We start from the raw sequence: 14,242 nt of genomic DNA, 5'->3' as shown, positions 1-14,242 counted from the left end.
CTCAGTCCACTTCGAGCCCGGCGGGCACGTCCCGCGGACGCAGGTCGGTTCGGGGGCGAACGTACTCGGCCAGGTGCCGCCAGCGCCCGGCCAGCGTCGCGGTGTCCGGGCAGATCTCCACCACCGTCTCGGGAACCACCTGGACGTAGCGCTGCCGTTCGGTCTGTCCCCACGAGGGCGGCAGGGTCTTGGGCCACGGGTGGTCCCCGCGGTCGGCCTTGGTGAGGAAGGGACCCAGTTCGTGTGCCTGGTCGTCGGTCAGGTCCAGGGTGCGGCCGGCGATGTGCAGCTCCCCCGTCTCGGGGTCGGTGCGCCCCAGGATCAGCGCGCGCGGCCGGTCGGGTTCACCGACGGTGCCGCCGACGATCGCCTCGGTGGTGACCCGGTGTTTGTACTTGCGCCAGTCGCGCCGGCCCGGGCGGTAGGAACGCCCGCCGTCCTTGACCATGACGCCCTCGACACCGACGGCCGGCATCTCCCGCCACCACTGCAGGGCCACGTCCGGGTTGCCGGTCTGCCAACCCAGGGTCAGCGGGGACGGCTGGGCGACCAGCTCCATGAGGCGTTCGAGTTCGGCACGCCGGTGCTCCAGGGACCGGTGGGTCAGGGAGCGTCCGGCCAGCGCCAGGAGGTCGAAGACGACGTAGTGGCAGGGTTCGCTGCGGGCCAGTTGCCGTGCGCGGCGGGAACTGACGCCGTTCCTGCGCAACAGGGCCCCGAAGTCCAGGCGGCCGTCGTCGGACCAACGGATGATCTCGCCGTCGAGCACCACCCCGGTGGGCAACTGCTCCCGTAGGGCCTCGGCGACCTCGGGAAAGCGTGTGTGCAGGCGGCGCCCGTTCCTGGAGTACATCTCCACCGGCCCGGTCCCGGCCACGGCGCGGAAGCCGTCCCACTTGGGTTCGTACAGCAGGCGCTCGCCGGTCGGCAGGTGTTCGACCGTGCGGGCCAGCATCGGCTCGATCGGTTCCACGTGAACCCCTCAACCCCCGGACGTCGAAAACACCCTGCATGGTTGCTCGGGTGCGGCGTCGTGTTTCACACGTGCCCGATGTGGTTCCAACCACCCACAAAATCCGGGTCACGCCCTACATTGCACACATGCCTTTTATCGAATCGATGCCGAAGTTTGTGTTTACTGCGACATCGGGCGTGCTGCTCAGCGGCGGCCTGCTCCTCGCCGGCCCCGGAACCGCAGCCGCTGACGAGAGCAACGAGGACAACGACGGCTGCATGTCCGTCGACATGGACCTCAACGGTGCCGACGGCGACTTCCCCGAGGCGGCCGACGAGGCCGCCGACGACCTCAACGACGAGTTGACCCAGGACATGGCCGGCGACATGGACGCGCGCACCGCCACCTGTGCCAACGAGGTCGTGGAGGCCTCCAAGGACCGCGACATGGACCAGGAGGCCGCGGCCATCGCCATGTCCACCGTCATCGTCGAGACCCACCTGAACAACTACGACGGCGGCGACCGCGACAGTGTCGGCCTCTACCAGCAGCGCGACCACTACGGCTCGGCCGACGACCGGCTCGACGCCGGGTGGGCCACCGACGCCTTCTACGACGAGCTCGAGGTCGTCTTCCCCGACGAGAGCTGGAAGGACGAGGAGATGGGCACCGTCGCCCAGGACGTGCAGCGCTCGGCCTACCCCGATCGCTACCACCACCAGATGGACGACGCCGAGACCATCGTCGAGTACCTCTGGTAAACCCCGCACAGACCACCAGGGGGTGAACCCCACCCCCGGGCGGGCACAGACCGTGTGATCCCCGCTCATACACGATCGACCACACCCGCCGGCCCCGGTTCCGCCAAGGAACCGGGGCCCTTGCTTTACCCGGACGAACCCTTCCGGCCCCGGCGTCGAGGACAGCAGGTCCACGCCCGGGCAAAGGACGGCCCACCGGTGTGTCTACTCCCGTGTCGTCCCCAGGGCCATGAAATCGTACATCGAGTAACCGGCGTGATAGTAGACGTTGGTCAGATGCGGCGGGCGGTAGACGACGATGCGCTCGAAGACCATCGGTAGGATCGCCGCCTGCTCCATCGCCCGCTCGTCGATCTGCGTGTAGAGGGACGAGCGCTCGTCCGGATCGTCGAGGGTCTGCACCTCGTCGAACCAGACGTTGATCTCCGGGTCGTCGAGCTCGGAGATGTTGGAGTTGCCGGCCTCCTGGATCGCATCTCCGTCCAGGATCTTGCTCATGAACCCGTAACCGCTGGCCCAGTCCGGCGCCCACCCGTAGACGGTCAGCCCCAGGTCGTTGTCGTGCACGAAGTCGGGCGAACCGGCCTGTGTGTTGGTGTACGAGTCCGACGGGTACTGCTGGATCTCGGTCTCGATGCCCACCCGTGACAGGGACTGCTGCAGCGCTTCCGCGGAGCTGACGTCGGTCGGCCGGTCCGAGCGGGTGCCGATGGTGGTGCTGAACCCGTCGGGCTCGCCGCACTCCTCCAGCTTCTCCCGCGCCGTTTCCAGGTCACCGGAGTCGTCCTCGGACGGGTACAGGTCGATGCTCTGGTCCGACCCCGGCAGTGAGGGCGGCATCACCTGCGTGGCGATGTCGCCCCCGGTGTCGCCGCCCCAGGCCCGTTGCAGGGCGTCGCGGTCGGCGGCGTACATCACCGCCTCGCGGCAGGCGGGGTCGTCCAAGGGCTCCACGACGGTGTTGACGTTGAAGTACCGCAACGTACTGGTCTGCGGGTTGTCCACGTTGGGACGCCGGCTCTCGTCGGTGATGAGTGTGCCCTTCATCGCAGGGCCCACGCCGACGCCGGCCAGATCCACGTCGAGATCCCCGTTGATCAGGCGCTGGTCGATCTCGTTCTGCTCGACACCGATCTCCAGCTCGACGCGGTCGGGCAGGGCGGGGCGGACGTCGTCGGTGCCGGCATCCCACTCCTCGTTGCGCTCCAGGTTCAGGCCGACACCGGGCCGGTAGTCCTCGGCGAACTTGTAGGGGCCGGAGGAGATCACGCGGTTCTGGTACTGCTCACCCTCGTCGGCGTCGGCCGGAACCGGCGCGGTCTGGGGTTGGATGAGGACGTAGGGGAACTCCGAGAACGGTTCGTCGAGGTGGAAGACCAGCGTGTGGTCGTCCGGGGTCTCGATACCGCCGAAACCCTCCAGGGGGTCGTCTCCGCCGTCCGCCGCGTAGGGGCCCTCGTAGCCGTCGCTGTCGGCGAGCAGGTCCACGAAGTACTTGGGCCCGTTGGGCAGGGCCTGGTCACCGAAATTGGACCGCGCGATGGCGTACTTGACGTCCTCGGCGGTGATCGGCGATCCGTCCTCGAAGGCCAGGCCTTCCTTGAGGTTCACGGTCCACTCGGTGGAGTCGTCGTTGGACTCGGGCATGTCCTCGGCCATGTCGGGCACGAGCTCGGTCCCGGCCTCCCCCGGCTCCTGCTCGTAGGTCAGCAGGGTGCGCGCGTAGTAGCGGCTGAAGTTCCAGCTGAAGGCGTAATAGGTGTTGCCGGGGTCGGGCGAGTCGAAATCGGCGGCCAGCCCGTAACGGAGAGTGCCGCCCGCCTCGTCGGAGGCGTTGACCACCGAGTCCTCACCCTCGTTGAACTCGCCCTCGCCCTGCGCTTGCCCGCCGCCACCGCAGGCGGCCAGCAGGACGACCAGGGCGCTCGCAGCCGCCGGCGGCCCTGTTCCCCGGCCCCGGACGGCGTGCCTTCGACGCGGCGCCGCGCGTGTGACGTGGTGGGTACTCACCTTGCCTCCTGATCGGGTTCGCTGCGGGTCCGTGCGGGCACGGCAGGCTCGGGCGGGTCGCCGGCCGGTCAGTCGGAGGAGCGGGGGTCGAAGGCGTCGCGGAGCCCGTCGCCGAACAGGTTGAAGGCGAGCACGGTGACGAAGATGGCCAGGCCCGGAATGATCACGAAGTGCGGTGAAGTCGTGTAGAACTGCAGCGCGTTCTCGAGCATGCCGCCCCAGGTGGCCATGGGCGGGTTGATGCCCACACCGAGGAAGCTCAGCGCGGCCTCGAAGAGGATGTTGGTGGGGATCAGCAGAGTGGAGTACACCAGGATCGGCGTGACCAGGTTGGGCAGGATCTCCCGGAAGACGATGTGCCCGCTCCCGGCCCCGAGGCTGCGCGAGGCCTCCACGAACTCGCGTTCGCGCAGGGTGAGGGTCTGCCCGCGCACGATCCGGCCGATGTAGGGCCAGTTGAAGAACCCGATGATGAAGACCAGCACCCCGATGCGCAGCTCGTTGCCCTCCAGACCGAAGGCGCCGTCGGGGATGACTCCGACCAGGGCGATGGCGAAGAGCAGGAGGGGGAAAGCCAGGAAGATGTCCATGGCCCGGCTGATGACAGTGTCGATCCAGCCCCCGAAGTAACCGGCCACGACTCCGAGCACCGTCCCGATGACCACGCACACCACGGTCGCGACGGTGGCCACGAGCAGCGAGGTGCGGGCGCCGAAGACGATGCGGCTGAACAGGTCGCGGCCGTTGACGGGTTCGACGCCGAGCAGGTGCTGGGCGCTGATGCCGCCCCAGGGATCCAGTCCCAGTTCGGGGCGGTCGGGATCCCGGAACACTCCCCCGGTGAGGGGGTCGACGAGCTGTTGGTTGAACTGGTTCGGCGGATACCCGAACCAGGACACGAGCAGGGGCGCGAACAGGGCCACGAGGATGAGCAGGAGCACGACCACCCCGCCGGCCATGCCGACCTTGTCACGCCGGAACCGCTGCCAGGCGATCTGTTTCAGAGACCGTCCGGCCGCACCCCGGCCCCCGGCGGCCAGGGACTCGGGGGCGGCGTTCCGGGACGACTCCGGCGCGTCCATGGGCGTGGTCATGTACCGTAGCCCCCCGCTTACAACTCTGGGAAACCAATTGACTACCGAGAGTTTGCACGAGGCGTACAGGGGGTTTCCAGTGACCGCGCCGGCACCGGTCAGCGGTCGGCGGCGCCGCCGACCAGGCGCAATTCCTCCCCTGCCCAGTTGCGGCGCAGCCACCGGTCGTGCGAGGCGACCACGACCGCACCGGGCGCTGTCCCCAGGGCCTCCTCCAGTTCCTCGGACAGGGACAGCGACAGGTGGTTGGTCGGCTCGTCCAGCAGAAGGACGTCGGGCGCACGGCCCACGAGCATGGCCAGCGCCAGACGGCGGCGCTGCCCCACGCTGAGCAGGCCCACCGGGCGGTCCTGGTCGGGCGGGGCGACCAGCCCGAGCTCCACGAGCCGCGGTGGCATCGGGACGCTCGGCGTTGAGCGCCTCGTACAGCGAGCGCGGTGTGCGTTCGGGATCGGTGAACTCCACCTCCTGTTCCAGCAGGGCGACGGTGGCAACGCGCCCAGCTCACCCTTCCGGAGGCCGGGGTGAGGCGGCGTGCCAGCGTGTACAGGAGCGTGGACTTCGCGACTACTGGTTTATGACTCTCCCCGCTCCTACCGTGGAAGGTACGCGGGCGACAGAGAGGAGGAACCGTGGTGGCAGGTGAGCAGGCGGATGTGGACTACTGCCGGGTCTCCATGGACCGTGCGCACGGAGGCGAAGGGGAAGGCTCCCAGCATGAGGAGAACGTGGAGCTTGCCCAGGACTTCGACCGCGAGATCACAGCCAGCTACGTCGACAACGACGTCTCTGCCTACAGCGGCGTGCAGCGCCCCGAGTACGAGCGGCTGTGCCGCGACATCGAACGCGGAGCCATCGCGTCGGTGACGTTCTGGCACGCGAACCGGCTGCACCGCGACATCGAACAGGCCAGCCAGTTCTTGCGCCTGGTGCGTACGCACGGCGTACGCCTGTTCTCGGTCGCTAAGGGCGGCGAATACAACCTGAACCGTTCGGCCGGGCGCCAGGACTTCTTGTCCGACACGCTCAAGAGCCAGGGCGAGTCCGACGAACGCGGCGATCGCATCGCCTTGGCACGCAAGCGCCAAGCCCGTAATGGCGACTTCGGCGGGGGCGTACGCCCCTACGGGTGGGGTGTGGACACCGGGCGGGTGCGTTCGGTCTGCACCAACCCCAAGGCACCGGCCATGGAGCGCGTCTACGAAGAACGCCCCGTGCTGCACATGAGCCAGCACAACCCCACCGAAGCAGCCGAGATCCGCTCGTGGGCCGACGACATCCTGGCCGGGGTCCCCCTGGCTCAAGTACTCCGTGATCTGGCCAAGCGCCAAGTGCCGACGGTTAGCCAAACCGACGGCCGCTCGCTCAGACGCAACGGTAAGCAGAGCCGCCACGGCGGTTGGAACTCCGCGACGCTGCGCCAGATCCTGACCAGCCCCCGCACCTCGGGCCACCGCGTCCACCACGGGCGCATCGTCAGGCGCTACGCCTATGAGCCCATCATCGACGAAGACAAGCGCCAAGCGCTGATCACCTTGTTCTCCAACCCGGCACGCAAGAACACGCCGGGCAACACCCCCAAGTGGCTGGGGTCGCTGATCTACCGGTGCGGTGTGTGCGATGACGGCGCGCGCGTGAGTGTGCGCAACAACTCCCGGGGCACGCCCTGCTACCGCTGCCACGCTAGGAACCACTCCCAGCACCCGGTCACGATGGTCGACGAGCACGTACAAGAGATCGTGGTCGCACGGCTCTCGCGCGCTGACGCGGCCGATCTGATCCCGGGCGCACGCGAGGTGGACGTGGGTGCGCTGCGCGAGGAACTGCGGATCCTGGATGAGCGCAAGGTCGATGCCGCTCAACGGTTCGCCGCTGGAAGTATCGACGGTACGCAGTTGGAGACCATCACGGCCACGCTGGAGCAACGCATGGGCGCGATCCGCGCCGAGCTGGCCGACAGCGCCGCGCAGAGCCCGTTGGCGGAGTTCGCCTACACCACCGACGCCCGCCGCCTGTGGCGCAGTCTGCCGCTGGGGCGCAAGCGCGAGATCCTGAAGCTGTTGCCAATCACCATCACGCTGTTGCCGATCGGGCGTGGGGGGCGTTTCAGCAGTGACCGTATCCGTATCGACCGCGTTGATCCGACCGCGACGGATGCCGGTGCCGGGTGAGCGGCACGGCAGTCGGCAGTGGCAGGGCCGGGGTTCTTCACCCCGGCCCTGCGTGTGGTTAGCGTGTGGTGCGTAGCAGCAGGGCAAGGCGTTCGCGCTGTTCTGGGGTCAGGGGCGGCATTGCATCGACCACCCGCTCTGCCCACTGCTGGATTTCGCGTTCTCGCTGGGATCGCTCCGCCATGGCGTCGGCGTCCCGGTCACCGGGGCTCTGGGTCTGGGTCCTTTCCTCGCGGTCGCTGTGTCGGGGTTCGCTCGTCACCGCCTCGGACGTTCTCCTTCCGCATCGGGTGCTTCCTGTCCTGGTGTGGCCAACTCACCGAGACGGCGACGGAAGGCCACGCCGTCACGCAGAACGCTCCACACGCGTTCTGCGGGGTTCTGGTCGCCCACCAGGCACGTGGTGGCCACGGGCACGTCACGGGCCCCTGGGTAGGCGCTCAGGGCTTTGCGGGCCTGTAGCTCGCGTTGGTGGCCGGGGAAGGAGAACAGCACCCACGGCACCGTCTCGTTCCAGCCCCCGGCGATGAGGCTGCGTAGCTCGGCATAGAAGGCGGCGTAGCGTTCCAGCTTGCTTTGCAGGCGCCGGTGGGGTTCGGTGCCGGTGTCCCACTCCAGCACGAAGACGGTTGCGCGCCCGTGCTCGCGCCAGTGCCCGCCACCGTCCGGACGGACCATAGAGCGACAACCAAGGCTGGACACCCAATCGTCGAGGGCGGCTTCGTTGTGGCTGTCCACCAGTTCGGCGGTGCCCTCACTGCGGCGCGCATGGGCGATCAACGCGGTGAAGAAGCCAGCTGCGCCGAGCCGGTGGCCCAGTTGGGAGCTGGAAGCCAACGCCAGTTGCCGATCCCTGCGCACCCGGTGTTGGTCGGCGTCCTGGCCGCGCTCCACAGCCAGAACCATCGCTCCGTAGCTGTCCAACACGTAGTGCCAGGGCGCCGACCCGCGATCCAACCGCGGACGAAAACGCGCCAGCAATCCCAGACCAGCGAGCACCCGCAAGCGTTGGGCCGCTGTGTGCTGGTGGTCGAAACAGGCTTGGGTGATCTGTGGTGTGGTCAGCACACGGTGCTGTTCCACGAGGGAGAGGATGTAGCGGTCGCGGTCGGTGAGCCGTTGTGCCAGCCGCAGCAGCTCTGTGCCGGCATGGCCCCGCCGGGGGCTCCTCCGCATCATTTGGTATCTCCTCCTTCACGGAGGAAAGTCGCGGACATCATCGGCTGAGGCTGCGTATGGGCTGCGCTGGGCCGGGGCGTGAGCAGGCTCCAGCGGATCAGAACCGCCAACCCGGGCTCAGAGGGAACCTCTGACCGGTCGGCTGACCGAAGAAGCTGTTTCAGTCGTGGATGGTGGCTTGCCGACGAAGGCGACACCGGGTTCATCACCTGCCTTGCGAATCGAGGTCCTATCCACCCATGGCGCCGAGACCCCCGATTACGCTCACCCGGACGGGTGAGCAGGAATGTCACCACCCCTGCTACGGGGGCTCTCTCTATCCAGGGGATCGAGAGCCCCGAAAGCGCTCACCCCGAAGCGACGGATCACTCGATCGTGCCGAGCGTCGCGACCGACCCACATCAGCCATGGATGTCGAGGGCCCGACTCTGAGCTGCGAGAGGCGGGTTCAACGAAGAAGTACGAGCCCCGGACCTCAAGACACGTCGTGTGCGCGGGCCGCTTCGCCTCTTGGTTGCGAACCAGCGCTGCGAACGGAGACCACCTGCGCACACAAAGAGGGTGGTGGGCTGCGTACGCAACCCACCACCCTTGAGTGTTTCGCCGACCAGATCACCACGCCGGTCGATACTTCAACGCCAGGGCGATCACTGGAACTTTTGCTTGACCATCGACGGCCCCGGGAACTCTGCCGGGACGGCGTCCATGTACACCTCGTTGACCCTCTGTCCGAGCCACATGCTGGAGTCGCGGCGAATGCCCTGCCGCGAAAAGCCCGCCTTCTCGTAAGCGCGGATTGCCCCGGCGTTGGGTTCGAGCACGGTGAGCCACACACAGGCCATGTTCGCCACGTGAAAGGCCCAGTCCAACACCAGGCGGGTCGCCTCGGTTCCGATCCCGCGCCCGTGGTGCTCCGGGTCCATCGAGACGATGTACTCGGCGTTGCTCCGAGCGGTGTCCATGGCGAGCTTGGCGACCCCTACCGGGACGGGGGCGGCCTGCGTCAGGTCGTAGATGGTGAATCGAGGCTCGTCACTGCTCCCACCGTCGATCAAGATCGCTCGGGTGGTGCGCAAGGGCTGCGGACTCTGCCGGTTGTAACCAACGATGGTGCTGATCTGCTGGTCCAATCGCCAGTACGTTTCCAGAAGATCGTCTCGGATCGGTCCGAGTCCGGCGACGTCGCCGCGCAGCCAGATCCACGGGGTGTCCTCACTCATGGGTGTTCCTCATCCGTCTTGGAAGCAATGGTCAGAAGGGTGGTGCATCGCAGAGTGCTCAACGGTTCGGCCACCGGGATGCCGTTGACCGAGACCCAGGCGTGCAACACGAGCGGATCGCAGCGCACCCCGTGGTGCCAGGTCACCGACCGCCCCCGCAGGGCCAGGGCAATGACCGTGGCCACCGATGTTTCCAGGCAAGCCATGCGCCAGGGCAGAAAACCGAAGCGCCGCACCGCATTCACGGCCTCGGTAGCCTCCGGAATGGAAGCTCCATCCCGCGCCAAGGCGGAGGCCCAGCGCAGCAGGGCCAGCATCCGACGCATCCGCTTCCTTCGCGCCCCCACGTTGGCAGCGATCACCATCAGCACCACTCCCAGGGCCGCAGTGATCAAGGCACGCCCACCGGCCCGCGGTGAGGGCTCGCCTTCCAACGGCACCTCGTGGGTACTCAGCGACGGTGACCACCCCACCCGCTCAACCGCAGGTACCGATCTGGTGCGCGCCCACGTGTGAGCCGCCGTCGGGGACATGAGTCGGGTCCGACCGCTCTCGTAGTCCACGACCAACAACCACCCCAGATCCAGCAGACATGCACGCTCACGTGTGCCCATGAGCCGTCTCCCTCCAGGCAACCGGGGTGAGCGCGTTCCACCACGCCTCGAAGGAGACGATGCGCTCAACCGGTCCCAGGTCATCCGCGCCCACCGCGAGCGCACCCAACCGACCCTGTACGGCCCGGGGGTCGATCAGTCCCAGTGTGGCGAGGTGTCCGTCAACGAGTTCCGTGATCTGTGGCAGGGCACGGCGCAGTCCGTCATAGTGGTCGGCGCTGGTGGTGGCCTTGGTCGTCCTGCGTAGCAACGCCGGGGGCAGAAGGTCGGCCATGGCCTCTTTGAGTGCGGGCTTGTACCGGGCGGGCTCGGGCATCTCCCGCACACCCATCGACAGGTATGCATCGATGACGTGCGCGTCGAAGAACGGGTTGTCCAGGCGCACCCCGACGGCAGCGGCCAACTCCACATCAGCACGCGCGGATCGCGCACTGTCGATCAGGGTCGCGGCCATCGTGTGGTGGGTCCGGCTCGGCAGCTCCAACCTGGTGCCAGCGGGTGGGACTTTGCGGCCGTGGCCGAACGCCTGCCACAGGGACATATGTCGTACCTGAGCAAAGCGTGAGGCCGCTCCCAAGGTTTTCAGAGGGCGCGCGCGGACCATCTCCGAGAAGTGCGCCGCAGGGGTCAGCAGCAGAGCATCACCCCCGTCCCCCGTCATATGGACGCCGGAACCGTGGTTAGCCAACCATCGCAGGTGATCACGGAAGCTCGGTAGAGAGACCGTGCTCACGGGCGGCTCATCGGTGGGTACCAAAGCCAGATCGCCGTAGGGCGCGTGGGTGTGGTCGCGACCAATCCACGCATGGGCCAAACCGGGTGTGTGGAAGGCTTCGCGTGCATAGCTCAGATCCCCGCCCGTCGTGATCCCCTTCGGGTGGAGCGTCGTCGCCGTGATGGTGCGCTCCTGCGAGTGCAGGCGGCGCGCGGCCAGAAGGCCCAGGGTCGTGGAGTCGAGCCCTCCGGAGAAGTCACACGTAGGGGTGGGAAATCGGTCGACGCGGGCGGCTACAGCCTGTTCCAGAGCCCGACGAAGCCGCAGCGCCGTGGGGACAGGCGAGCGGCGAGGTTTCCATACCGGGGTCGCCGACCATGATTCTTGGTACATGCGGATGCGGTGCCCCACGGGCAGTCGTTCCACATTCGTGAATAGGGAATGTGTAATCGGGCAACCGTCGATAAATCTGGCTACTTCTTCCATGCCCAATTCCAGTGATCCGGCCAGGGAGGCCAGAAACCGAGCGCTGGTCGACCAGTACAGGTAACCGTGGACGCGGTGAACATAGACAGGAAGCGCACCCAGGCTAGTCCACAGGGTGACGTGTTTTTTCTCGACGTGGACGACGATGTAGGCGCCGGGCCAACGCCATGCCACATCATCGGGAACACCTGAGCGGACCGCATGGGATACCTCTTCGCGTGTGGCCGCACACAATCCTGCGACGACAAGAGTTCCGGTCTCTGTTGCGGCCATCAGGGGCGGATCTTCTGTGTCGTCCATCCATGTCGAGGGAACCCCCGGAACGGGTCGTGCTCCCAGAGGGATTCTGTTGTGGGACGGGTGGTTGGTTCCTCCGAACACGTCTTTCCTTCTCCTGTCGAAGGTCGAAGGGGCACCCCCTCCCGTGAGAGGGCACCCCTTCTGCGGTGATCAGTGAAGCGGCTAGTTGTAGATCTTGCGCTTGTCCTCGTTTTCCGACTGGCCCTCACCGAGGGTCAGGTCGGCTGCGTCACCCAGATCGACAACCATCTCCTCGGACTCCACGGCCGAGGGAGAAGCCATCTGCATACGTTGGTTCCTTTCACTTGCAGTAGTCCAACCCTGGTCAGGGCCGGAATTCCGCACACCGGATGGTGTGCGGGGCTTGGCAATTCATTCCGAGCGATGCGGACCATAGCGGGAACGCACACGTGGCGCGCTCGTGTGCGGAGACGTCCGCAGCTCAATCACACGTTCGGGTTGAAGGTGGGTGCCCGGTGATCCGCCCCGGTGGTCTCAGCCCTTCCATGAGACGGCGGGCTGCACTGTGCAGGCGGTCATGTTCTCGGCTTTGGCGCCGCAGACCTCCTGCCGCTGCATCTGCACCTTGGCACTGGCCACTACGACGGCTTGCCGCTTGGCTTCGGCCTCCGATGCAGTACTCAGACCGGCAATGACCGGGCGCACGTGGTGGCATTCGGCCCCGCCTACCGAGTGGCACAGATCCACGATGAACGTGCGTTCACGACGGCGCAGGGCCAACGAGAGGGGGAAGCGTTGGCGGTAGCGACACTGCTCACAGGCACCGTCCTTCGTTGGTGCGGTCGCGGCGTAGGTGATGGACTCCCAGGTCTCATCTGCGATGTGCACACGCACACCACGGGTGCGCGCCCAGCTGTCCAGGTCGTCTTTGCTGCTCAGTTCTCGGTATTCCATGAAGATCACCGGCCGATCCCCATGGAAAGCGCCACACGGACGAGATCCGCCAGCTCCCCCCATTCCCCGAGATGCTGCGAATGCTGGCGCTCCCAGTCCTCGTAGGAGGGCCGGACGAGCCGGTACCGGCGTGAGTCTGCGCCGTCCATCAGGATGGGTGCGGTCGGGGGTGTCAGCGCGATCGGCGCACGACGGAGCCGAAGCCGGGAGGGGCGCGGTGCGCGCGTTGGGACCGGTTCTGCCAGAGCGAGAAGGGCCGTGAGCCCCTCGTACTGCTGTGCTGAGGACAGGCTCGGGCAGGTGTGCGTCCGGCGTCGGTGGCGGCCTCCCGGCGGGGACATGGTGCGTGTGATCTGCCTGAGCAATCCGGCGATATGGTCTCTCATGTCAGCGCTCCAAGTCAGCGTTGGCCACGCCCCGGGAGTGCCCGCCAGCACTCGCCGGGGTCTGTCGTAGAACCACTGTTGTCCGCGCCAACTGATCCTGGATCGGCCTACCTGTAGGCCAATTTGTAGGCCACCATGGAGACATGGCTCCCGAGACCTTCCCCCAGATGCTCAAGCGGCATCGCAAGTCGCGAGGTTGGTCGCAACAGCGACTTGCCGAAGCACTATGCGAAGTATCCGGCCGAGCCACGGTGACCCGGCAGGAGGTGTACCGCTGGGAGCGTGGGCTCCGCGCACCGAAGTTCTGGCTGCCCTTCATCGCGACCGTCTTCGCTGTGGACCGAGACGAGCTTGAACGCGCCCTCGCCACATCCGATGCGCCGTCACCGACCCTCGCTGAGCTCCTGCCCGGAGAGCGACCCGAAGTGGAGCTATCAGCGCATCAAGGGCGCCACGTTGGCAGGACAGCGGCGGAACGCCTCCACGCTCGCGTGCACGCGCTCAGGCTGGCCGACGACGTCATAGCGGGGCAAGATCTGATCGTTCCCGCGTTCCGTGAACTGGACTCTGCCGTGCAACTCCTCCGGGAGAGCACACACACGGAAGCTGTGGGCAGGTCCCTGCGAACGGCCGTAGGTGAGTTCGCACAGATTGCCGGGTGGATCGCTTCCGACGCCGGCCAGCACGACAAGGCAGAGCGCACGTATCGCCTCGGGCTGTCGGCCGCCCGGGAGGCCGGGGATGGAACCCTGGCCGGACAACTCGCCGGATGCCTCGCCTACCAATGGTCGAACATCGGCAGGGTGTCCGACGGGGTAGCGCTCGCCGAAGCCGCCCTAGCAGAAGCAGGCACGCAGGCACCGCCCCGCGCCCGCGCGCTGTTCTGGGATCGGGTGGCATGGGCCCGCACCAAAGCAGGCGACGCGCGCGCGACCATGCTCGCGCTCGGCGAGGCAGAGGAAGCCTTGTCCCAGCACGGCGAAGAGGACGAACCGACGTGGCTCTACTGGGTGGACGCCGGAGAACTCCAGGTCATGGAGGCGCGCGCCTACACGGAGCTCCGGCGTCCGCTGCGAGCGGTACCACTGCTCAACGACGTGCTGTCCCACTACGACGCGACGCATACACGAGAGATGGCGCTCTACCTGTCGTGGTTGGCTGTGGCCTACACCGACGCCAACGAGCCTGAGCAGGCGGCACACGTGGCACGGCGGATGTTGGAGATGTCGGAGGACCTTGGCAGCGACCGCACAAGCGAGCGAGCCCAGGTCGTGCGCGCATCCCTGAGGCCCTTCCGAGACGTGCCCGAAGTGCGGGAAGTCTTGGACGCAGCGTAGGGCGGAGAAACCCGAAGGAACCTACGACCTGCACCTAACAACAGAGTCACAAACTGATTGTAGGTTTTCTACTTTTGGGGCTTTTCCACGCCAGTCTGG

The 14,242-nt window shown here is 67.0% G+C and carries 13 protein-coding genes and 1 pseudogene; 3 read left to right on the top strand and 11 right to left on the bottom strand.

The window, feature by feature from the left end; all coding sequences use genetic code 11:
* Nucleotide 1: 1 nt before the first annotated feature.
* Nucleotides 2–973, bottom strand: a complete 972-nt coding sequence (locus D474_RS0109800; RefSeq protein WP_017613406.1) for an ATP-dependent DNA ligase — start codon at nt 971–973, stop codon at nt 2–4.
* A gap of 128 nt (nt 974–1,101) precedes the next feature.
* On the opposite strand from D474_RS0109800, the gene D474_RS0109795 reads away from it, so the two are divergent.
* Nucleotides 1,102–1,716 carry a hypothetical protein gene (locus tag D474_RS0109795; RefSeq protein ID WP_239647030.1) on the top strand — a complete coding sequence of 205 codons (615 nt, stop codon included), beginning with the start codon at nt 1,102–1,104 and terminating at the stop codon, nt 1,714–1,716.
* Between the two features lie 204 nt (nt 1,717–1,920).
* On the opposite strand, the gene D474_RS0109790 is transcribed toward D474_RS0109795, so the two are convergent.
* The 3 genes and pseudogenes from D474_RS0109790 to D474_RS0109780 all read right to left on the bottom strand — a co-directional run.
* Nucleotides 1,921–3,726, bottom strand: coding sequence for an ABC transporter substrate-binding protein (locus D474_RS0109790; protein WP_017613404.1), 1,806 nt, complete (start codon nt 3,724–3,726; stop codon nt 1,921–1,923).
* A 68-nt stretch (nt 3,727–3,794) separates the two neighbouring features.
* The gene (locus D474_RS0109785; RefSeq protein ID WP_026118338.1) at nt 3,795–4,820 is read right to left on the bottom strand and encodes an ABC transporter permease; all 1,026 of its coding nucleotides are present in this window, start codon (nt 4,818–4,820) and stop codon (nt 3,795–3,797) included.
* A 98-nt stretch (nt 4,821–4,918) separates the two neighbouring features.
* A pseudogene (locus D474_RS0109780) lies at nt 4,919–5,382 on the bottom strand (ATP-binding cassette domain-containing protein); the annotation flags it as partial.
* A gap of 73 nt (nt 5,383–5,455) precedes the next feature.
* Here D474_RS0109780 and D474_RS0109775 point away from each other — a divergent pair.
* A complete protein-coding gene (locus D474_RS0109775) occupies nt 5,456–6,991 on the top strand; it encodes a recombinase family protein (protein WP_152476721.1) in 1,536 nt (511 codons plus the stop codon).
* Nucleotides 6,992–7,049: 58 nt separating this feature from the next.
* Here the strand turns inward: D474_RS0109775 and D474_RS0109770 are convergent, their stop codons facing one another.
* The 7 genes from D474_RS0109770 to D474_RS0109740 form a co-directional block, all read right to left on the bottom strand.
* The gene (locus D474_RS0109770; protein WP_017613400.1) at nt 7,050–7,253 is read right to left on the bottom strand and encodes a hypothetical protein; all 204 of its coding nucleotides are present in this window, start codon (nt 7,251–7,253) and stop codon (nt 7,050–7,052) included.
* Nucleotides 7,250–8,170, bottom strand: coding sequence for a replication-relaxation family protein (locus D474_RS28175; RefSeq protein ID WP_017613399.1), 921 nt, complete (start codon nt 8,168–8,170; stop codon nt 7,250–7,252). The genes D474_RS0109770 and D474_RS28175 overlap by 4 nt, the downstream gene beginning before the upstream one ends.
* Before the next feature lie 647 nt (nt 8,171–8,817).
* Nucleotides 8,818–9,390, bottom strand: coding sequence for a GNAT family N-acetyltransferase (locus tag D474_RS0109760; protein ID WP_017613398.1), 573 nt, complete (start codon nt 9,388–9,390; stop codon nt 8,818–8,820).
* Entirely contained in the window at nt 9,387–9,923 is a 537-nt protein-coding gene (locus D474_RS32220; protein WP_275040782.1) for a lasso peptide biosynthesis B2 protein, read from the bottom strand. The genes D474_RS0109760 and D474_RS32220 overlap by 4 nt, the downstream gene beginning before the upstream one ends.
* Before the next feature lie 67 nt (nt 9,924–9,990).
* Complete coding sequence (locus D474_RS30945; protein ID WP_152476719.1) at nt 9,991–11,586, bottom strand: albusnodin/ikarugamycin family macrolactam cyclase; 1,596 nt, start codon at nt 11,584–11,586, stop codon at nt 9,991–9,993.
* A gap of 81 nt (nt 11,587–11,667) precedes the next feature.
* Nucleotides 11,668–11,793: an albusnodin family lasso peptide gene (locus D474_RS31690; RefSeq protein WP_017613395.1), complete on the bottom strand. Its 126-nt coding sequence runs from the start codon at nt 11,791–11,793 to the stop codon at nt 11,668–11,670.
* A gap of 207 nt (nt 11,794–12,000) precedes the next feature.
* Nucleotides 12,001–12,429 (bottom strand): hypothetical protein, encoded by a 429-nt coding sequence (locus D474_RS0109740; RefSeq protein WP_017613394.1) that lies wholly within the window; start codon nt 12,427–12,429, stop codon nt 12,001–12,003.
* 520 nt (nt 12,430–12,949) lie between these two features.
* Between D474_RS0109740 and D474_RS0109730 the strand changes: the two genes are divergently transcribed.
* Nucleotides 12,950–14,143 (top strand): helix-turn-helix transcriptional regulator, encoded by a 1,194-nt coding sequence (locus D474_RS0109730; protein WP_026118336.1) that lies wholly within the window; start codon nt 12,950–12,952, stop codon nt 14,141–14,143.
* The last annotated feature ends 99 nt before the right edge of the window (nt 14,144–14,242 follow it).

This window comes from Nocardiopsis salina YIM 90010 (assembly GCF_000341025.1).
In the GTDB taxonomy this organism is placed as follows: Bacteria; Actinomycetota; Actinomycetes; order Streptosporangiales; family Streptosporangiaceae; genus Nocardiopsis; species Nocardiopsis salina.
The sequence above is the reverse complement of the archived record's forward strand: the minus strand, read 5'-3'. Positions and strand labels throughout refer to the sequence as shown.

What these genes read in the sequence shown, in the direction of transcription:
- D474_RS0109795 (WP_239647030.1), top strand. Translation starts at nt 1,102, where the DNA reads ATGCCTTTTATCGAATCGATGCCGAAGTTTGTGTTTACTGCGACATCG.
- D474_RS0109785 (WP_026118338.1), bottom strand. Translation starts at nt 4,820, where the DNA reads ATGACCACGCCCATGGACGCGCCGGAGTCGTCCCGGAACGCCGCCCCC.
- D474_RS28175 (WP_017613399.1), bottom strand. Translation starts at nt 8,170, where the DNA reads ATGATGCGGAGGAGCCCCCGGCGGGGCCATGCCGGCACAGAGCTGCTG.
- D474_RS0109760 (WP_017613398.1), bottom strand. Translation starts at nt 9,390, where the DNA reads ATGAGTGAGGACACCCCGTGGATCTGGCTGCGCGGCGACGTCGCCGGA.
- D474_RS32220 (WP_275040782.1), bottom strand. Translation starts at nt 9,923, where the DNA reads ATGTCCCCGACGGCGGCTCACACGTGGGCGCGCACCAGATCGGTACCT.
- D474_RS31690 (WP_017613395.1), bottom strand. Translation starts at nt 11,793, where the DNA reads ATGCAGATGGCTTCTCCCTCGGCCGTGGAGTCCGAGGAGATGGTTGTC.
- D474_RS0109730 (WP_026118336.1), top strand. Translation starts at nt 12,950, where the DNA reads ATGGCTCCCGAGACCTTCCCCCAGATGCTCAAGCGGCATCGCAAGTCG.